The 18,527-nt window shown below is 53.1% G+C and carries 19 protein-coding genes; 11 read left to right on the top strand and 8 right to left on the bottom strand.

Annotation, left to right across the window (positions count from 1 at the left end; translation table 11 throughout):
• Positions 1-25 precede the first annotated feature (25 nt).
• The gene (locus tag Q1L34_RS15070; RefSeq protein WP_015584529.1) at positions 26-919 is read left to right on the top strand and encodes a LysR family transcriptional regulator; all 894 of its coding nucleotides are present in this window, start codon (positions 26-28) and stop codon (positions 917-919) included.
• Between the two features lie 39 nt (positions 920-958).
• Here the strand turns inward: Q1L34_RS15070 and Q1L34_RS15065 are convergent, their stop codons facing one another.
• From Q1L34_RS15065 to Q1L34_RS15050, 4 genes are all read right to left on the bottom strand, one after another.
• Positions 959-1,948, bottom strand: a complete 990-nt coding sequence (locus Q1L34_RS15065) for an aldo/keto reductase (protein WP_327204136.1) — start codon at positions 1,946-1,948, stop codon at positions 959-961.
• A gap of 27 nt (positions 1,949-1,975) precedes the next feature.
• Positions 1,976-2,827 (bottom strand): aldo/keto reductase, encoded by an 852-nt coding sequence (locus Q1L34_RS15060; protein ID WP_015584527.1) that lies wholly within the window; start codon positions 2,825-2,827, stop codon positions 1,976-1,978.
• A 180-nt stretch (positions 2,828-3,007) separates the two neighbouring features.
• The gene (locus Q1L34_RS15055) at positions 3,008-3,469 is read right to left on the bottom strand and encodes a GNAT family N-acetyltransferase (RefSeq protein ID WP_327204135.1); all 462 of its coding nucleotides are present in this window, start codon (positions 3,467-3,469) and stop codon (positions 3,008-3,010) included.
• Positions 3,470-3,531: 62 nt separating this feature from the next.
• The gene (locus Q1L34_RS15050; RefSeq protein ID WP_015584525.1) at positions 3,532-4,134 is read right to left on the bottom strand and encodes a helix-turn-helix domain-containing protein; all 603 of its coding nucleotides are present in this window, start codon (positions 4,132-4,134) and stop codon (positions 3,532-3,534) included.
• A gap of 43 nt (positions 4,135-4,177) precedes the next feature.
• Between Q1L34_RS15050 and Q1L34_RS15045 the strand changes: the two genes are divergently transcribed.
• Positions 4,178-4,873: a B3/B4 domain-containing protein gene (locus Q1L34_RS15045; protein ID WP_015584524.1), complete on the top strand. Its 696-nt coding sequence runs from the start codon at positions 4,178-4,180 to the stop codon at positions 4,871-4,873.
• 20 nt (positions 4,874-4,893) lie between these two features.
• Positions 4,894-5,787 carry a dihydrodipicolinate synthase family protein gene (locus Q1L34_RS15040; protein ID WP_015584523.1) on the top strand — a complete coding sequence of 298 codons (894 nt, stop codon included), beginning with the start codon at positions 4,894-4,896 and terminating at the stop codon, positions 5,785-5,787.
• Positions 5,788-6,027: 240 nt separating this feature from the next.
• On the opposite strand, the gene Q1L34_RS15035 is transcribed toward Q1L34_RS15040, so the two are convergent.
• On the bottom strand, positions 6,028-6,939 hold the full coding sequence (locus tag Q1L34_RS15035) for a LysR family transcriptional regulator (RefSeq protein WP_044351748.1): 912 nt from the start codon (positions 6,937-6,939) through the stop codon (positions 6,028-6,030).
• 147 nt (positions 6,940-7,086) lie between these two features.
• Here Q1L34_RS15035 and Q1L34_RS15030 point away from each other — a divergent pair, with 147 nt between their 5' ends.
• Entirely contained in the window at positions 7,087-7,836 is a 750-nt protein-coding gene (locus Q1L34_RS15030; protein WP_163980049.1) for an SDR family NAD(P)-dependent oxidoreductase, read from the top strand.
• Between the two features lie 309 nt (positions 7,837-8,145).
• Here Q1L34_RS15030 and Q1L34_RS15025 read toward each other — a convergent pair whose 3' ends face one another.
• On the bottom strand, positions 8,146-8,679 hold the full coding sequence (locus Q1L34_RS15025; protein ID WP_032717318.1) for a glyoxalase superfamily protein: 534 nt from the start codon (positions 8,677-8,679) through the stop codon (positions 8,146-8,148).
• Between the two features lie 409 nt (positions 8,680-9,088).
• A complete protein-coding gene (locus tag Q1L34_RS15020; protein WP_099144058.1) occupies positions 9,089-10,102 on the bottom strand; it encodes a LacI family DNA-binding transcriptional regulator in 1,014 nt (337 codons plus the stop codon).
• 113 nt (positions 10,103-10,215) lie between these two features.
• On the opposite strand from Q1L34_RS15020, the gene Q1L34_RS15015 reads away from it, so the two are divergent.
• The 3 genes from Q1L34_RS15015 (at position 10,216) to Q1L34_RS15005 (ending at position 13,125) form a co-directional block, all read left to right on the top strand.
• The gene (locus tag Q1L34_RS15015) at positions 10,216-11,046 is read left to right on the top strand and encodes an SDR family oxidoreductase (protein WP_015584518.1); all 831 of its coding nucleotides are present in this window, start codon (positions 10,216-10,218) and stop codon (positions 11,044-11,046) included.
• 7 nt (positions 11,047-11,053) lie between these two features.
• Positions 11,054-12,196, top strand: a complete 1,143-nt coding sequence (locus tag Q1L34_RS15010; protein ID WP_097357644.1) for a phytanoyl-CoA dioxygenase family protein — start codon at positions 11,054-11,056, stop codon at positions 12,194-12,196.
• A 392-nt stretch (positions 12,197-12,588) separates the two neighbouring features.
• The gene (locus Q1L34_RS15005; protein ID WP_015584516.1) at positions 12,589-13,125 is read left to right on the top strand and encodes a dihydrofolate reductase family protein; all 537 of its coding nucleotides are present in this window, start codon (positions 12,589-12,591) and stop codon (positions 13,123-13,125) included.
• Between the two features lie 295 nt (positions 13,126-13,420).
• Here the strand turns inward: Q1L34_RS15005 and Q1L34_RS15000 are convergent, their stop codons facing one another.
• The gene (locus Q1L34_RS15000) at positions 13,421-14,215 is read right to left on the bottom strand and encodes an AraC family transcriptional regulator (RefSeq protein WP_048757131.1); all 795 of its coding nucleotides are present in this window, start codon (positions 14,213-14,215) and stop codon (positions 13,421-13,423) included.
• A gap of 77 nt (positions 14,216-14,292) precedes the next feature.
• Here Q1L34_RS15000 and Q1L34_RS14995 point away from each other — a divergent pair, with 77 nt between their 5' ends.
• The 4 genes from Q1L34_RS14995 (at position 14,293) to Q1L34_RS14980 (ending at position 18,469) form a co-directional block, all read left to right on the top strand.
• Positions 14,293-16,332 (top strand): FUSC family protein, encoded by a 2,040-nt coding sequence (locus tag Q1L34_RS14995; protein ID WP_327204134.1) that lies wholly within the window; start codon positions 14,293-14,295, stop codon positions 16,330-16,332.
• Positions 16,322-16,537: a DUF1656 domain-containing protein gene (locus Q1L34_RS14990; RefSeq protein ID WP_015584513.1), complete on the top strand. Its 216-nt coding sequence runs from the start codon at positions 16,322-16,324 to the stop codon at positions 16,535-16,537. Before Q1L34_RS14995 ends, Q1L34_RS14990 begins: the two co-directional genes overlap by 11 nt.
• Positions 16,534-17,397 carry an efflux RND transporter periplasmic adaptor subunit gene (locus Q1L34_RS14985; RefSeq protein ID WP_128319154.1) on the top strand — a complete coding sequence of 288 codons (864 nt, stop codon included), beginning with the start codon at positions 16,534-16,536 and terminating at the stop codon, positions 17,395-17,397. Before Q1L34_RS14990 ends, Q1L34_RS14985 begins: the two co-directional genes overlap by 4 nt.
• 244 nt (positions 17,398-17,641) lie before the next feature.
• Positions 17,642-18,469: an aminoglycoside phosphotransferase family protein gene (locus Q1L34_RS14980; protein WP_032717323.1), complete on the top strand. Its 828-nt coding sequence runs from the start codon at positions 17,642-17,644 to the stop codon at positions 18,467-18,469.
• Positions 18,470-18,527 lie beyond the last annotated feature (58 nt).

Raw genomic sequence — 18,527 nt, 5'->3', positions numbered from 1 at the left:
GAATGCCTCTATAAGGAAATCGCCAATGCTGAAAGAAAACTTCAACGAACTGCAAATCTTTCTTGTGGTCGCAAGAGAGCGGAGTTTTACCAAAGCAGCGGGCAAACTGGGTGTTTCTCAATCCGCACTCAGTCATGCGATGAAAGCGCTGGAGGAAAGGCTAAATATCCGCCTTCTGACCCGTACGACCCGAAGCGTTGCCCCTACGGAAGCCGGTGAGCGAATTATTGCCTGTCTTGAACCCCGTATTGCCGATCTTGAGCAGGAGCTGGAAGCGCTTGTGCAACTGAACGGCACCGCCTCCGGTAATATCCGTTTATCCGCCGGGGAGCATGCCGCGCGAAGTCTGGTATGGCCGAAGTTAAAACCTTTCCTCAGGGAATATCCGGAAATTAATCTTGAGCTGGTGGTCGATAACGGCTTTGTCGATATTGTTGAGGGGCGTTTTGATGCCGGGATCCGCCTGGGCGAAAGCGTGGATAAAGACATGATCGCCGTAAAGATTGGGCCGGATATGCGCATGGCTGTGGTGGGTGCACCGTCCTATTTTGCCGCTAACCCCGTGCCTGACACGCCTCACGAGCTACAAAATCATCGCTGCATCAATATGCGCCTGCCGACGGCCGGCGGGCTTTACCACTGGGAGTTTGAGAGGGAAGGGAAACCGTTACGGGTCAGAGTGGAAGGGCAGGTAACGTTTAATCTGCAGGCGGAAAGGATTGATGCGGCGTTATCCGGTTTTGGCCTCGCCTGTATACCTGAAGACAGAGTGCAGGAATATATAAAGTCAGGAGAGCTGATTCAGGTTCTGCAGGAGTGGTGTCCGTCTTTTCCCGGATATTATCTTTACTACCCCAGTCGTAAGCAGCATCCGCCCGCTTTTGCGCTGATGATCGATGCCCTTCGCTACGCGGAATAACGGGTCCGCCATTCGCCGGGGGACCCGTCCGGGTATTGATTAACGGCCTACGCGAGCCTGGTGCTCAGGAGAGTAACGCTCGCCGACGATTTTAATCGTTTCCAGCGCCTGGGTTATCTGCCGCAAGTCATCCGGTGAAAGAACGATGTTGGCAGCGCCGAGGTTTTCCTCCAGCCGGTGTAGTTTGGTGGTGCCCGGGATGGGAACAATCCACGGTTTTTGTGCCAGCAGCCATGCCAGTGCGATTTGCGCAGATGTGACGCCTTTGTCGGCTGCCAGTTCACCCAACAACGAAACCAGCTTTTCATTGGCTTCAATGGCTTGTTCGGCGAAGCGCGGCACGGTACTGCGGTAATCATCCTTACCGAAAGTGGTTCCAGGCTTAATCGATCCCGTCAGGAAGCCTTTGCCTAATGGGCTAAAGGGCACAAAACCAATACCCAGTTCCTCCAGCAACGGCAGGATCTCCTGCTCAGGTTCGCGCCACCACATGGAGTACTCACTTTGCAGGGCCGTGACCGGTTGTACCGCATGCGCACGACGGATAGTTTGCGCGCCCGCTTCGGACAAACCGAAATGTTTGACTTTGCCTTCCGCTATCAGGTCTTTCACCGTTCCCGCAACATCTTCAATGGGGACATCCGGGTCGACACGGTGTTGATACAGCAGATCAATGACATCCGTCTTAAGACGGCGTAATGATCCTTCAACCGCTTCACGGATATGCGCCGGGCGGCTGTTTAAAATCTGCTGCTTGTTGTCCGCACCGAAGGTAAAACCAAATTTGGTGGCGATGACCACACGATCACGAAACGGTTTTAAGGCTTCACCGACAACCTCTTCATTAAGATATGGGCCATACACTTCGGCGGTATCAAAGAACGTGACGCCACGTTCAACCGCTGCGCGAATGAGCTCGATAGCCTGACGGGTATCGGTCGCCGGGCCGTAGCCGTGGCTTAAGCCCATGCAACCGAGTCCAGGGGCGGAGACTTCGAGTCCGGATTGACCCAGATAACGTTTTTGCATTGAATGAATACCTCTTCTTATTGCGCCTTAAACATCAAGTTTGCGACCGGTCAGCCATTCCACCATCGCCGGATCGCGGTGAGAGAAGAAGGCGCTGGTGGCGGTGTCGAGGGCGGCAATCTGCAGCATATCTTCACCACTGAGTTCAAAATCGAGAATGTTGATGTTCTCTTCCATGCGCTCTTTTCGCACCGATTTGGCCAGTGAAACGATGCCTCGCTGGAAGATCCACCGCAGTACAACCTGGCCCACGCTTTTGCCGTACTTCTGACCAATCGCCGTTAACACCGGATGCTGGAACAGGCCATTTTTACCTTCTGCAAACGGTGCCCAGGCTTCCGGCTGAATGCCACGGCTTTGATTCCATGGAACGGCCTGCAGCTGCTGGTTGAAGGGGTTAACTTCAATCTGGTTTACCGCCGGGACAACGTGGTTGAAGGCGATAAGGTCGGCCAGTCGGTCAGGATGGAAGTTGCTGACGCCAATGGCGCGAATTTTGCCGGCCTGTTGCAATTCCTCCATGGCCCGCCAGGCCCCATGGACATCACCGTAAGGCTGATGAATCAGGTACAGGTCAACGTAGTCAAGTTGCAGCCGATTCAGGGAACGTTCGAACTGTGCTTTAGCGCCTTCGTAGTGGGTATCCTGCAGCCACAGTTTGGTTGTGACAAAGAGTTCGTGACGTGCGATACCGGTCTGTTTCAGCGCATTCCCGACCTGGGTTTCATTCTGGTAAGACGCGGCGGTATCGATCAGGCGGTATCCCGTATCGATGGCATCAATAACGGCTCTTTCGCATTCAGCGGCATCAGACATCTGAAACACACCAAAGCCCAGCAGGGGCATTTCAATACCGTTGTTCAGTTTTACAGTTTGCATGACGTTATCCTTCAGCTGTTGTGTGGGAAAAGCATAACGCAAACGGATTTATTCGATTAGATGGGGTAATTCGCTAGGGTTTATTAGATTTGCTCATTAATTTTGAGAGGATAAGAGGGTCGGCTTTGTGCTGAAAGTGGCGCTCGTAATGTTCGTTCAGCTATTGCCGGCTACGTATTCTTATTGTTGCCCGTGTTTACGATAAATGTCTGGTCGATTGATCTGCCAGACAAAATCTTGCCGGTTCAACGGGTTATACCCCAACTTCTGGTATAGCCAGGGCGCACTGTCGGTTACCAGCATTATCCGTCGCAGACGTGACAGCACCGGATGGGCGTGACAGCATTCAATCAGCCACCGGCCAAGACCACTTTTCTGATAATCGTTCAGCACGTAGACGTCGCACAGATAACCAAAAGTGGCATAGTCTGTGACCAGACGGGCGAAGCCGATTTGTCTTGTTCCATCCAGAAGCGCAAAACAAAGGCTGTTCTGGACGGATAACCTGACCGTTTCGACATCAATACCCGGAGCCCAGGACGATTGCGAGAGGTAATCGTGAATGGCTTCCAGCTGAAAAAAAGCGGGATCGGTTGTTACAGTAAAATTATCTTTGGTAAAACTCAGATGCTGATTATTCACTGAACGTTTCCTTCTGGACTGACTGGTGATGAGACAAGCCTTACTGGTTAAACGGGAAACACTCAGGATGCTTTTTCATGTACTGTCATGATGAAAATCAATGGGCTCTCCCCCCGGTTTTCATAGAAATGAGGAACGTCCGTTCTGGCCGTTGCCGAACACCCGGTCTTCACCAGATACAAGTGGTCCTGTACGCCAAGTGTCAGCGAGCCCGTCTGAACATAAAACAATTCAAGCGTCCCTTCCGTGTGCCCGGGTGAAGCAAACTTCTCCCCCGGCTGCATTTCCCACATCCAGAGCTCTGTCATATCAGGGCCACCAGATCCTGCGAGCAACCTTGCTCTCCCGCCTTTTTCACCTTCCCACAATTCTGGGATCTCATCTTCAGCAATGAGATGAACCGTTGGTTTTGAACTGACATCCACAAAGTCAGCCACCGAAACTCCCATTGCGGCAGCCAGGCGGCATAGCAGGGCAATGCTGGGATTCGCCCGGCACCCCTCAATCTCAACCAGCGCCCCCTTGCTGACGCCCGCCCGACGGGACAGTTCATCGAGTGATATTTTCTTTTGCTTACGATACAGCTTGATCCGCTGAGATACGGCTTCATTCACGGTGCTGACTATAGAATTTGCGTCGGTCATTAAATTGACTTTTTTGGTCATCGGTCATTATTATGGAATAAATTGGTCGTTACAGGATTATCACGTGTTTACAGTATCTCCGTCAATTGCCCCTGAAATTTATCGTATTGCTCCCGGTTTTCGGGCACTCAGTATCTACGTAAAAGCTGCCCCGGTGCTGAACCCTGATACTGGAGAAACGGCGTTGCGAGAAGCAAGTGAAGCGGTTCTGGCCGGTGAGCCTGAATGGGCGGAATCTCATCTGGCCGCATGGGCTGAGGTTTTTCAACAGTTTGGCGCCAAACCCAAACGCACCCCTTGTTCAGCCGATGCATTACGTAAGCGCGTATTACGTGACGGTACGATGCCAGCACTCGATCCCATCGTTGATCTTTATAACGCCGTGAGTCTCCGCTACGCCATTCCGGTTGGTGGCGAAAACATTGCTGCCTATCAGGGGTCGCCACGTCTGGTTATGGCAGAAGGCACTGAGCCTTTTGATACGGTAAAAGAGGGGGAAACCGCCGTTGAATATCCTTCACAAAACGAAATTATCTGGCGCGATGACGCAGGCGTAACCTGTCGCCGCTGGAACTGGCGACAGGGGATCCGAACCCGCTTAAGCGCGGAAGCTCAACAAATGTGGTTTATTCTGGAAAGTCTGCCGCAGATGCCGCTGGAAAAGCTTCACGACGCCGGAAAAATGCTGACTGATGGTCTTGAAAAAATGATGCCAGGTCTGTGGTTTGATGTGGCTCTCATCGAAGAGCAACGCCAGTAATATCATTCAGGAGAAACACTATGTTTACCGGTTTGTCTGCGTTCCCAATAACACCAATCACCGCCAGCGGCGTGGACGAAAAGGGTTTCAGTCATATTCTTTCCCGCCTTACAGAAGCTCGGGTTGATTCTATGGGTATCCTCGGGTCAACCGGTAGCTATGCGTATCTGACCCGAGAGCAACGCCGGCGCATCGCGACTCTGGCAAAACAGCATGCCGGAGAGATCCCCGTCATGGTATGTGTGGGTGCTGTCAGCACGGATGCCATCCTGCATCTGTCAGACGATGCGCAAGCCGCAGGCGCAGATGCCTTGCTGCTACCGGCGGTTAGCTACCAGTCGCTCCGTGACGAAGAAGTCTTCGCACTCTTTGAGACCGTTACCCGGCACGTGTCTGTACCGGTGTGCATCTATGATAATCCAGGCACCACGCATTTTACCTTTACGGATGAACTGCATGGCCTTCTCTCCTCGCTGGAGGGTATCCATTCGGTTAAGATCCCTGGCGTCCCGGATAACCCGGCTGCAGCGGCTGAGCGGGTGGATGCGTTACGTCAACATCTGCGTCCTGGTGTAACAATCGGTATTAGTGGAGATGCTTATGCCGGGCTGGGATTAAACGCCGGCTGTGAAGTCTGGTACTCCGTGTGCGGCGGTTTGTTCCCGGTGACGGCGAAACAAATCACGGAAGCCGCGGCGGCGAACGATCGTGAGCGCGTCACGACCTTGACAACCCGCCTTGAGCCTCTGTGGGCTCTTTTCCGTAAACATAGAGGAAGTCTCCGGGTTATTGCTGCAGCCGCAGGCGTGCTTGGGCTGACGGATACGGATTGTTTGCCTCGACCACTTCAGCCGCTGTCGGTGGGTGATATTGCTGATATTGCCGGGGTGATAAGAGCGCTGGAACTGAAATAATCCCGCCATTGGACCGGCAGTCTGCTGGTCCTTTAGAAAACCAAACGTGCAAGACTTTTCATGACAACCCTCAGAAAGAGGTATTGCTTAACCCGATCGCGCGGCGAATTTTACGACAGAATGACAAAGGTCCGTTGTTCGTTCATAGCGGATGACCGCCGAGGGCGGGCATTAGAGAAGGGCACAATAGAAGAGCAATTGGTGTATCTTTTGCACCCATCTGGATCGTCAGAGGTATGTTTATCGGTAATCGCACAGTGCCGCTGGGAATACCTCAGTTAGCCAGTCAATAAACACTCGTAACCGGTGCGTCATGTGCCTGTTCTGCGGATAGACGACATAAAAAGGATAACTCGCGGGACGCCATGCCTGTAGGATCTCAACAAGTGTGCCGTTGTTCAGTTCATCTTTCGCCGCATAACAAAAGGTCTGGATAATTCCCATTCCGGCCACGGCGGCAGCCAAATGCGCATTACTTTCGTTAACCCCGATGTGATGCTGCGTCTTCATCTCCCGCATTTCACCTTCTACGATAAAGCGAAAAGGAAAGGCTCTGCCCGTCAGCGGAGACAAATAGCTCACCAGCTTATGTCCATTTCTTAATTCATCCGGATACGCAGGTACGCCAGCGGCTTTCAGGTATCCCGGCGTAGCGCAGGTCACCATCGGGGCATCACCAATATGACGGGCGATCAACGATGAGTCATCGAGAGAGCCACCACGGATTACACAGTCCACATTTCCGCTAATAAGATCCACCGGCCTATCGGACACGCCTAAATCGATTTTGATTTCCGGATAGCGCTGCAAAAAATCCGGTAACGCCGGGATCAGGACTTCACGTGCGGTAGAGCCGCCGACATCAATACGCAGATACCCTTTAGGTCTGCTCTGCGAGGCGCTAAACGAAGTGTCTATCTCCTCAATATCAATTAGCACCCGAGAGGCTTTTTCATAATAGTCCTGACCCTCTGGCGTTGTGACGACGCGCCGGGTTGTGCGATGTAAAAGACGCACGCCGAGATGGGCCTCCAGTGATTTAACCAGTTTACTTAATGTGGCATTTGGCAGATTCAGTGAATCCGCTGCCCGCGTAAAATTGCCGGTTTCCACTACCCGTGTAAACGCACGCATAGCCATTAACTGATCCACGTTCTGTTTCTCCGTGTGACATCTGATTATGCACCTGTAGAAAGAGTGTTTTCTATTTTTACTAATTTATCAATAATTTCTCTGCGGCTAGAGTGTGTTCACAGGCTGAATGACGGCCAATTCGAAACAACGTCGAGGATATGAATAATGAGTAAACCACTTTCAGACAAAATTGCCCTGGTCACGGGCGGCAGCACAGGAATCGGTCTTGCCAGTGCGCAGGAACTGGCTGCGCAGGGGGCAAAAGTCTACATCACCGGACGTCGTCAGCAGGAACTGGATGCGGCCATCGCGTTGATCGGCACGTCTGCTAAGGGGATGCGGGCCGATGTCTCCCGTCTTGACGATCTGGATAAGGTTTACGCGCAGATTGCAGAAGAGTCGGGGCGTCTGGACATTTTGTTTGCTAACGCTGGTGGCGGAGATATGCTGGCGCTGGGTGCCATAACCGAAGAACATTTTGACCGGATTTTCGGGACTAATGTTCGCGGAGTATTATTCACCGTCCAGAAAGCACTGCCACTGCTTGGTGCCGGTTCATCCATTATCCTCACCGCTTCCACCGTTTCGGTAAAAGGGACGGCTAACTTTAGCGTGTATAGTGCCAGTAAAGCCGCAGTGAGAAACTTTGCTCGCTCATGGGCGCTGGACTTGCAGGGGCGTGGTATTCGGGTGAATGTCGTGAGTCCGGGTCCGGTCAAAACCCCTGGATTAGGGGGGCTGGTTGCCGAGGAAGAGCGTCAGGGCCTGTTTGATGCACTGGCAGCGCAGGTTCCGTTGGGCCGGATTGGTGAGCCAGCGGAAGTCGGCAAAGCCGTTGCGTTTCTGGCGTCTGATGCCGCCAGTTTTATCAATGCCATAGAGCTGTTTGTTGACGGCGGTATGGCGCAGATTTAAAGCTGATATCACACCGTCAAATCCCCCGAGGTGACGGGTTTTCAATGGACGGCTGGCGTCACGCGGTTTTAACTTCACAGTGTGACAGCGCACAATACGGCTCCAGCCATCCCTGATGGGTTTTATCATCTCGCAAAACATAGCGACCGTTTGCCAGTCACTTCACCATCGTCAACAAAATTTGCGCATAACTCCCTTCTAATGACGAGTTTCGGTCAGAACGGCTGCTGTGTGCCAGAAGCGGACATTGCGTGCGTATGAAAAAGGGGTATTGCCTATGGCAATACCCTCCGTATCGGGAAAAATAAATCAGCTTTGACAGAACCGGAGCCGGTTTCCAAATGGGTCGTAGACTTCCAGAATATCTCCCCAGTCCTGCTTCACTATTTCCGGGCGACCATAGCCATATTGTTTTGCGTGTAGTTGGTCTCTAAACAACTCGATATTCTGCACAGGTATAAATATCGTTGCCCCCGGGCTGGCGTCACCGTGATGTTCAGAGAGGTGCAACTGCAAACCATCTCGAGCAATGCCCAGATACAAAGGTAAGTTGGGCTCGAACCGGTGTTCAAATTCAACGCTGAATGACAGAAACTCGAGATAGAACTCTCGCGCTTTTCGCTCATCGAACATTCGTAAGATAGGTATAGTCTTGATGAAATGAATTTGAGGCTGAGGAACAACTGGTGGGAGCAACGCAGCCGATGCTGTGTTCCAGTCCTTGTAGCCCAGCTGTTGTGAAACAGTTTCGAGTGCGGCGGAATAAGAAATTTTATGACCGCGCATTTCGAGAGAGCTTTTTAACTTCGCAGCCATTTGCTTGGCTTGCTCGATTGATAACATAATTTCTCCTGTCGTCAGGAAACAATGGTGCCCGCATTACCAATCCCGACCGTCAAGAGTGGTTAAATCATTGAGGTTGAGGACAAACATGCTTTCACCATTTCCATACAGGAAGCGAGCGGCAGGCAGCACGGGCCTAAAATGAGAATATACAGGCCCGGCAAATCGCACAAGTGTTCAGGTTTGAATAGGTACCCCCTCAGCGAACTCGATTTTGCAGCTACCAGGCGTCAAACACAATTAGCCCAGCGTCTGATTTTCGCTCAAAGCAGACCTTCACAGCTGTCATGCACGTTGTCACTCGTACACATTTAAGCGCTCTCGAAATCTCATCGGCACTGGGGGACGTTAAAACGGTCTGGCATGATCGACTAAATACAATCTATTTCTTTATAAACAACAAGTTAATTCAAATATTGTAAGGTGTGACCACAATGACACGCGAGGGCGCTATTTCATTCTCTGTTTCCGGCAAAAAACCATGGAATCGCAGGATGGCGCTAAATGCTGACCGTGCGTCTTCACACAGGTCATGATCAATCACCGCATCCATTTTTTCAGCAGCCAGCAGACTGCGGTTTTCCTCATCCAGATCGTGGCCAATAAAGACTTTTATCTCTCGTTGCATCGCTGCAAAAGCCCGTAGAATAGCGCTGTTTCCCCCACCTACGCTGTAAACAGACTGGATTGAAGGGTCCTGTTCCAGCGCTTTACGCATCTGCGTAAAAGTCAGCGTATCGATACCATATCCTTCACTGACGGCGATGGTCTTCAGATACGGTGCCCGATCGGTTAGCGCCTGGATAAAGCCTGCCATGCGCTGTTCTTCTCCGCGAAAATCCTTACTACTGAGCACGACTGCGACCGTTTGCGCTTCTTTCAAAAGCCATCGCGACAGGAGCCATGCTGCTGTTCGCCCTGCTCCGGCATTATCCATTCCCACGTAACGGATACGTCTGCTGTGCGGCAGGTCAGTGACCAGCGTGACCACCGGAACATTAAGCTCCGCCAGTTCCGCAATAGCGCTTTCAAGCAACGGATGATCGCTGGCTTTAAGCAACACGCCGTAGCTGTCATTGCCGCAGCGGCGCAGTTCACGTTGCAACTCCTCAGGCGTGACTTCTTCAAAAATGTGGCAGCGTAGCGTCAGGCGAAACGGTGAAAAGGTTTTAATTTGGCTGAGCAGCGCCGCGACCGTCAGTGAACTGAAGCGTTCCGGCGTGTGCATCACCAGGTCGATCGGCAACGTGCGGCCGCTTGCAAGGCTGGTGCGCTGTTGTAATTCCAGATCGCTGATTGCCTGCGCAATGCGTCGGGCTGTACGGGGACTCACACTGCCGCGCTGGTGCAACGCCCTGTCGACCGTAGCTTTACTCACGCCAGACTGGGCTGCGATTTGTTTGATGGAAAATGACCTTGCCATAAACTGAGGTCTTTTTGAGGTTATGTGTACATATTGTTAATCGAATGTAGCTGCTAAGGTCAGGGTAAGCAAGCGAACAAACCCGATCTCTCCTCAATAAGAAAGGACAACAAATGGACATGATTAATGGCAGTGGTTTTAACAACAAAGTGTTCGTCGTTACCGGCGGAACCCAGGGACTCGGCGCAGCGGTTACCCGTCTGCTGGTAGAGCGTGGGGCGCGAGGCATCGTTATTTGCGGACGTAACGTGAAAGCCGGACGTGAACAAGCAGAAACCCTTAGCCATGGCGGATGTGAAGTGATATTCGTCGAGGCGGATATCAGTTCGCCTGAAGCCTGCAAAAAAGTGGTGGGCGCCGCAGAATCGGCGTTTGGCACGCTGCATGGACTGGTGAACTGTGCAGGCATGTCGGACCGTGGCACCATCCTTGATACCTCTCCGGAATTATTTGACGCCATCATGGCGGTCAACACTCGCGCGCCTTTTTTTCTGATGCAGGCGGCGATCAAACTGATGATTGCCAGGGGCGTAGAAGGCAGCATTGTTAATATCATTACCATGACTTCCCACGGTGGCCAGAGCTTCCTGACCGCCTACGCCGCATCGAAAGGCGCCCTGGTCACGCTGACCAAAAACGTGGCCTTCAGCGTTATGCGCAACCGGATAAGAGTAAACGGCCTGAACATTGGCTGGATGGACACGCCGCATGAACACGACATCCAGCGGCAATATCATGATGCTGAAGAAAACTGGCTTGCCAGTGCTGAGCAGGCCCAGCCTTTTGGCCGATTGCTGAAGCCAGACGAGGTCGCGCGTGGCGTAGCATTTCTCCTTTCAGAGGAGTCGGGAATGATGACAGGCGCGGTGATCGATTTCGATCAAAGCGTGGTCGGTTGCGGTGACAACGGCGGTTTTCAGCCACCACATGCCCTGACGCTGTGAGGTAAAAATGAATACGCCCTATATAAATGACAGCCATATTTCTCTCGATAAGTTCGCCACGCTATGCGCGCAAACCTTGCGTAAGGGCGATTTCCCGCTGGCGCGTTCTGCCGATAAAAACGTACCGATCTATCATCATGATGATCTGCTTGCAGCAGCCAGAGCCGATCGTCAAACCATGCTGGGCGAACTGCATCACGCACTGTCTGGCGGACCAGGCGTGTTCGTGGTTCAGGGCTTGTACCGCGATGTCTCAGCCATAGACAGCAGCAATAAGGTGTTTGACGATATCCTCGTCAGTGAAGCGGCAAACGGTGGCGGTGGCGATCACTTTGCCAAAGCCGGTAGCAATGGACGTATCTGGAACGCGCTACAAAAAGTCGCTGAGCGTGATGCCGATGCCTTCGTCGACTACTACAGCAATCCTTTACTGGCCCTGATTTGCGAAGCCTGGGTTGGCCCCGGCTATGAAATCACGGCCCAGGTGAATCAGGTCCGCCCTGGCGGTAAAGCGCAACAGCCGCATCGGGATTACCATCTCGGATTCCAGCTTAATGAGGTGGTTGCCCGCTTCCCGCTGCCTCTGCAGATTCTGTCGCAATACCTGACGCTTCAGGGTGCGGTCGCGCACAGCGATATGCCGGTAGAGTCAGGACCGACGCAGCTTTTACCGTGGTCGCAACAATATGCTGAAGGATACCTGGCATGGCGCGATCCGCGTTTTATTGAATTTTTCCAGCAGCATGCCATTCAGTTGCCACTGAAAAAAGGCGACGGGTTGTTCTTCAATCCGGCGCTGTTCCATGCCGCGGGGAATAACGTGACGCAGGACCATGTGCGTACGGCTAATTTGCTGCAGGTCTCATCCGCATTTGGCAAAACAATGGAAAAAGTGAATCACGTCAAAGTCATGGAAGCAATCTATCCCGTTTTGCTGGATAAACCATTAAACGATGAGCAGTTACAGGCAGTTGTGGCAGCAAGCGCTGAAGGCTATTCCTTCCCGACCAATCTTGATACCGATCCGCCGCTGGGTGGCCTGGTGCCAAAAACACAGCAGCAGTTGTTGCTTGAAGCGTTACAACAAGGTTGTACGGCTGAAGAGTTTATTCGGCAACTGGCAAATCACGAGAGCAAGAGAAAAGCTTAGCAGCGCATATGTGGCAGGCATGGCGTAATTTGCTCACGTGTGGATTGCGCCATGCCAAGGCTTCCCTGGATTATCAAATGCTGTGGGCTGGTTTGCCGTGTAGCCAGTCAGACGAATATGTTCTTACTTTTGCTCCTCGTTCAAAAAAGTCCTGGGCAGCGGTCAGTTAAGTGCCAGCAGCGGCCGTTGATAACATTGTGATATATTACTTAATTGGGAGCAGGTTATTGATTTTCATTCCATCCTGGATTCAACACCACGCGATTTTTTTGTCTTAATCCACAAAGGGGATATTGCTGCTCTCATGCTATGTTTTTCCACAGAACACATATCAATATCGTTAACATCGCTAAACTCAATGGGATATATGCAACCTGAATACGGAGCACTTGATGGTCACCACACATGTTTTTATCGCTGTCAGTCTTGATGGTTATATCGCCCGACAGGATGGCGATATCGACTGGCTGGTGCAGCGCGATGACCCTACAGAAGATCATGGCTATGCAGCATTCATTGCGGACAAAGATTGGATCGTTATGGGGCGAGGCAGCTATGAAAAGGCGCTGACCTTTGACGAATGGCCTTATGATCGACCCGTGCTGGTTCTCTCGCGACAGCTAACCGGTACCTCCGTGCCCGAGGCGTTGAAGGCCAAAGTACAGTTCTCATGCCGTACGCCAAGGGAGGTGCTTGCTGACCTGACGGAGCAGAACGCACATCGCGTCTATATAGATGGCGGGCAGGTAATACAGTCGTTCCTGCGCGAAGGTCTGGTCGCCGATATCGTTATCACGACCGTTCCTGTCCTGCTCGGTTCGGGAAAACCGTTGTTCGGATCCCTGAGTAGGGATATAGATTTGACTCTGTTATCAAGCCGCAGCTTCCCATCGGGTCTGGTACAGTCGCACTATCGGCTGACGTCATAAGCTGCATCTAAACAGAGAGGCGACCTACGCTAAAACAAGAGTACCGCGCTGCTGCCAGCGGTACTCTTGTTTTAGTTCACTGAAAAAGTAGCGCATCAGAAAACTGATCCACACAACCCGGGCCTTCAAACAGCCCTCGTCCTGAGGGTTGGATTTGTCTACTGTCGTGGGATCAGTTTAGGCAAAGGTGTCAGCTTCTGCTCTTCGCTCAAAGCAGTCCCTGGCCGTTGCCGTGACTGCGTTATCCCCGATGCGGACATTTAGCACCTTACTTCGTATCCACTCTGTGCGTCATTCAGGCATCTGTCGTTCTTCGACCGGCAAAATAGTGCGCGGGAGTGCTACCCATCGTTTTTCGGAACATGGTAATAAACGCGTTTACCGACTCATACCCCAGATTAGCCGCGACGTTTTGCACCGATACTCCACTTGCCAGCTCCCGAAGGGCAATAATCAAATGCAGTTGCTGACGCCAGCGCCCGAAGGTCAGCCCGGTTTCGCGCAGCATCAGGCGTGCTAATGAACGCTCGCTGAGCGCCAGCCGTTTCGCCCAGGCTTTAAAGGTACTGCGATCCTCAGGGTGGCTGACCAGCGCATCCGCCATGGCGCGGATCTTCGGGTGTGCCGAAACCGGCAGACTCAGTTTCTGCTGCGGCATGGCGGCCAGTTCATCAAGCGTCACTCTGGTCAACCTGCCGACATGGCTCTGCGCTGCGTAATCAACGTCCTCATTCGTTAAGCGGTCAACTAACGCTTTTATCAGCGGAGAAATCGCCAGCGTGCAGCATTTCTCCGGCAGTGCGGCGGCGCCGGGTTCAATAAATAAATAGTTGAGATGCGCATTCCAGGTGGCTTTGGCGCTATGGGGGATCCCACCGGGGATCCACACCGCGCAATCTGGCGGCACTATCCAGATATCGTTTTCCGCGCGACAAATCACTGCCCCATACAGGGCAATAATCAGTTGCCCCTTGCGGTGGGTATGAACCGGCACTTCTGCCGCATAATCAACGAAATCAATATGCCGTGCGACGGCAGGGCTCGGCGTGCTATCGGGATCAAACAGGGTATGGGCAAGTCTGGACGGCATCTTATTGGCAATATTTAGGTATTTTTTGACAGAATAGAGTATTTAAGGGCAGGCGCAAAGCGGGAATAATTCCCGGCATGAGCAAATTAACTCTCCATCACCGCCGCGTTTTGCACGCGATAAGCCGTTGGTCAGGCCGTATAGCCTCTCCCGCACTGCTGAGCGACTCCCATGCGCTGCTCTATTCCGCCAGGAGTTTTGCCGCAGCGATGCTCGCGTATTACATTGCCCTGGCGATTGGCCTTGAACGACCCTCATGGGCCATCATCACCGTCTATATCGTTTCACAAACCTCGGTGGGCGCGTCCTTGAGCAGGAGCCTGTATCGCCTGGCAGGGACCGTGGCCGGCGCGGGGGCCACGGTGTTGATTGTGCCCACGTTTGTGAATATGCCGATTTTATGCAGCGTGATTCTGACAGGTTGGATCATCTTCTGCCTCTATTTATCCCTGCTTGAACGCACGCCCCGCGCCTATGCCTTTGTACTGGCCGGCTACACCGCAAGTCTGATTGGTTTTCCCGCCGTCTCTGACCCTGGCACGGTGTTTAACATTGCCATCATTCGGGTTCAGGAGATCACCATCGGCATCGTCTGCGCCGCGCTGATTCACCGCTACATTTTGCCTACCCGGATATCAGGGCTGTTCAACAGCAAATTAGCGCAGACGCTGCAGGCCGCGCGTCAGCGGCTTGCCGACACCCTTGCAGGCAAGTCCAACGCGCGGTCAGAGCCTCTGCATCTGGCGCTGGCGCTACAGTTCCTGCAGGGCATCAGCCACCATATTCCGTATGATTTTGCCCTTTCGGTTCCGGTCCGTCAGGCCAGGAAATCGCTCCATGACAGGCTGGCGCGGTTAGTCATTGTGAACGGCGAATTGTGCGATCGGTTACAGGCGATCGCGGAGATGCCCGCCGATATGCAGAGGTTGCTGGATGATGTTCAGGCCTGGCTGACCTGCGACGATACCGGGAAACGCAGAAACTCAGCCGATGCGCTACAACAACGCAGCGCGCAGTTAGCACAGCGGCACGCTGCGCAGGCGCTGACGTTTGAGGATGCGCTGCGGGTAAATTTGTTACGCTATCTTGTTGAGTTGATTACCCTCCTGCAACAGTGTGAGCGTCTTTCGGATGCCATCCACCACGCCAGACCCGCCCCCATGCAGGCGGAAGATCATGCGGCGAAAGGGTATGTTTTCCATCGCGATCCCCTGAGTGCAGCCCGAACGGCGCTGGGCGCTTTTGTCATCATTCTGGGCGGCTGTCTGTTATGGATTTACTCCGCCTGGCCCGATGGCGGCACGGCGGTCTCGATTCTTGGGGTTTGCTGCACGCTGTTTGGCGGTTTCGATACGCCGGCCCCGCATATTGTTAAATACATTATCGGCTCCGTCTGGGGCGTATTGATAAGCCTTATCTATAGCTTCGCGCTGCTTCCTCCGCTCAGCGATTTCCCGGTGCTGGTGGCGGTGCTTGCTCCAGTCTATCTGTTTGCCGGGTCACTGCAGGCGCGGCCGCCCACGACCTTTATGGCGATGGGGATCACCCTGACGCTGCCTGTGCTGTGCGAGCTGGGCGCACACTACAGCGGCGACTTCGCCGACGCGGTCAACACCGCTATCGCCCTGTTTTTCGCGACCGGCTTTGCGGTTATCGGCATGAGTCTGCTGCAAACCGTGCAGGCGGACGCGGCGATAAACCGTCTGCTAAAACTTTGCCAACGCGATATTCACCGCAGCGTGAACGGGGTGTTTAAAGGCGATGAAACGCACTGGACCAATCTGATGATCGACCGGGCAGCCCTGTTGCTGCCACGCTTGCCGCGCAGCGGGCAGTCATCCGCACGGGCGCTTGAACGCCTGGTACACTTTCTGCGCATTGGCCTCTGTGTGATGCGCCTGCGCCGTGGCGATACGCCCGCAGGCAGTGATATCAACGAGGTGCTTTATCATCTTACCCGCACAACGGAAACCGAAGCCTTACGCGAGCGCGTTGCCGCAATGGCCGCTCTCTGCTTGCCCGCGACAGATGAACAATCAAGCCAGTTTGTCGACAGGCTGGTTGATCTGCACTGCGCGTTACGGACACAGAACAAGGAACTCACCCATGATAAATGACATCAATATCGGGGGTGTTTTTATCCCCGGACTACTGCTGACCGCGCTCATCGCTCTGGTCTGTACGCTGTTACTCGTGCCGCTTTTCTCTTTCAGCAGGCTTTACCGGCGTTTACCCTTGCGCCCGTTGCTTGATGTCTCAACCTATATTCTGACCTTTTTCCTGCTTTTGCAGGGCCTGACCACACCGGGGTTATTCGCATGAAACCTTTACTCTCTTTGCTGGGTCGTTACGCGCTGACGTTAATCGCAGTGGCGGTGGCGACTTTCGTGGCGTTTATTTTCTGGAAACAGTATGCGCAGACGCCCTGGACTCGCGATGGACGGGTTAGGGCAGATGTGGTGCAGATTGCGCCGGATGTTTCCGGGCCGGTGAGCAGCGTGGCTGTCCGCGATAATCAGTGGGTTAACCAGGGAGACGTGCTTTATGCTATCGACCCGCGCTGGCTGAAGCTGGCCGTGCTCAGCGCGCAGGCCGACCTTGAAGCAAAACGTCATGAGATGCTGATGCGCCAGGATGCGGCCAGGCGACGTGCGCTAATCAAAGGGGTCATCTCCGGCGAGGACATCCAGCAAACAGGCAGCGCAGCACGCGTTGCGGCGGCCAATTATCAGGGGGCGCTGGCGGCGCTGGAACTGGCGCAGCTTAATTTATCTCATGCTACCGTGCGCGCTCCGGTTGCCGGCTACGTCACGCATCTTCGGCTTCGCCCGGGCGACTACGCCACCGTGGGAGAGACAAAGGTCGCCGTTGTCGATGCCCGCAGTTTCTGGGTGGTGGGCTATTTTGAAGAGACCAAACTGCGTCATATTCGTATCGGGAACGCCGCACAAATTTCGCTGATGGGGTTCGACCCGCACATCACGGGGCATGTGGAGAGTATTGGCCGGGGGATCGATGATAGTAATGACCAGACGGGCGGGCTTGGGCTGCCGGATGTCAATCCCACCTTCAGCTGGGTGCGACTGGCGCAGCGAGTACCTGTACGTATCCAGTTAGATAAGATACCGGAGGGAATTGAACTCGTGGCAGGATTATCCGCCAGCGTTTCCATTATGCCTTAACAGTTTGTCTCCATCCTGACGGCGGACATTCCGCAAGACCGGTTTGCGCGACTCAGGCAGCGATAAATATAGCGTGAGCGACTCACTCTGATACGGCAGATTGCCTGGATACCTGCTTTGTACCAGATGCGGACGTTCTCCATCCCTGGGACAATTTCAGGGAGTATCTGGAGTCATAGGTTAAAATAGTTCGGTTGTATGCCTCAGTCCGCTCGGTGGTAATAAGGATTTTAAAGGAATCGCTATGGATACAGATAAGTTGAGTTTTTGGTTAAATCGTTGGTCACTTATTCCGGATGGGGAGATATTTATCACTCATACATCAACGTTGCTCCCGGTAAAAACAGCAACGCATGGTATTAAAGCTATGTTGAAAGTGACTGATGATGCGGATGAGCAAACCGGAAACGCACTGATGGCATGGTGGGAAGGTAACGGCGCAGCCCAGGTTATGGCTTATGAAAAAGAGGCTATTTTGCTCGCTCGCGCTACAGGAATTGCATCACTGTCTACGATGTCCAAAAATGGTCAAGACAAGGAAGCCTGTCGCATTTTGTGTGCAACTGCGAACAGGCTTCACAGCAAGTCAGATAAACCCTGGCCACAACTTACACCGCTACATCGCTGGTTTTCTTCGCTAGAACCCGCAGCCCTTGAGCATGGAGGTATTCTGGCACATTGCGCCGAGATCGCTCAGCAACTGCTCTCCTCTGCGCAAGATGTCGTGGTATTACATGGTGACTTGCATCACGATAACGTGCTGGATTTCGCATCATCTGGTTGGCTGGCCATCGATCCCAAAGGGCTACTCGGCGAACGAGGATTCGACTTTGCTAATATTTTCACCAATCCGGATCTTGGTCATCCTGAGCATTATGTTGCAAGAGTACCGAGTATTTTTAAACAGCGACTTGCGATCGTTACTGAGATAGCGGGAATAAACAGAGAGCGACTTCTGCAGTGGATAATTGCATGGTGCGGGCTCTCAGCGATATGGTCGCTCGAATGCAATGATCGTATATCAGTCCAGGTTGAAATTGCTGAGTTGGCTATTGCTGAACTGGGCGGATGAGATGCAGGCAGCGCCGGGCATCGGAGCCATCATCCCACGTCTCATTTGCTGTGCAATT

The organism is Klebsiella ornithinolytica, assembly GCF_030505655.1.
In the GTDB taxonomy this organism is placed as follows: domain Bacteria; phylum Pseudomonadota; class Gammaproteobacteria; order Enterobacterales; family Enterobacteriaceae; genus Klebsiella; species Klebsiella ornithinolytica.
This window is presented reverse-complemented; position numbering and strand designations above follow the sequence as displayed.

Bases quoted from the DNA above. Each gene is read 5' to 3' on its own strand.
- Q1L34_RS15070 (WP_015584529.1), top strand. From the start codon at position 26: ATGCTGAAAGAAAACTTCAACGAACTGCAAATCTTTCTTGTGGTCGCA.
- Q1L34_RS15065 (WP_327204136.1), bottom strand. From the start codon at position 1,948: ATGCAAAAACGTTATCTGGGTCAATCCGGACTCGAAGTCTCCGCCCCT.
- Q1L34_RS15060 (WP_015584527.1), bottom strand. From the start codon at position 2,827: ATGCAAACTGTAAAACTGAACAACGGTATTGAAATGCCCCTGCTGGGC.
- Q1L34_RS15050 (WP_015584525.1), bottom strand. From the start codon at position 4,134: ATGACCAAAAAAGTCAATTTAATGACCGACGCAAATTCTATAGTCAGC.
- Q1L34_RS15040 (WP_015584523.1), top strand. From the start codon at position 4,894: ATGTTTACCGGTTTGTCTGCGTTCCCAATAACACCAATCACCGCCAGC.
- Q1L34_RS15030 (WP_163980049.1), top strand. From the start codon at position 7,087: ATGAGTAAACCACTTTCAGACAAAATTGCCCTGGTCACGGGCGGCAGC.
- Q1L34_RS15025 (WP_032717318.1), bottom strand. From the start codon at position 8,679: ATGTTATCAATCGAGCAAGCCAAGCAAATGGCTGCGAAGTTAAAAAGC.
- Q1L34_RS15020 (WP_099144058.1), bottom strand. From the start codon at position 10,102: ATGGCAAGGTCATTTTCCATCAAACAAATCGCAGCCCAGTCTGGCGTG.
- Q1L34_RS15015 (WP_015584518.1), top strand. From the start codon at position 10,216: ATGGACATGATTAATGGCAGTGGTTTTAACAACAAAGTGTTCGTCGTT.
- Q1L34_RS15010 (WP_097357644.1), top strand. From the start codon at position 11,054: ATGAATACGCCCTATATAAATGACAGCCATATTTCTCTCGATAAGTTC.
- Q1L34_RS15005 (WP_015584516.1), top strand. From the start codon at position 12,589: ATGGTCACCACACATGTTTTTATCGCTGTCAGTCTTGATGGTTATATC.
- Q1L34_RS15000 (WP_048757131.1), bottom strand. From the start codon at position 14,215: ATGCCGTCCAGACTTGCCCATACCCTGTTTGATCCCGATAGCACGCCG.
- Q1L34_RS14995 (WP_327204134.1), top strand. From the start codon at position 14,293: ATGAGCAAATTAACTCTCCATCACCGCCGCGTTTTGCACGCGATAAGC.
- Q1L34_RS14990 (WP_015584513.1), top strand. From the start codon at position 16,322: ATGATAAATGACATCAATATCGGGGGTGTTTTTATCCCCGGACTACTG.
- Q1L34_RS14985 (WP_128319154.1), top strand. From the start codon at position 16,534: ATGAAACCTTTACTCTCTTTGCTGGGTCGTTACGCGCTGACGTTAATC.
- Q1L34_RS14980 (WP_032717323.1), top strand. From the start codon at position 17,642: ATGGATACAGATAAGTTGAGTTTTTGGTTAAATCGTTGGTCACTTATT.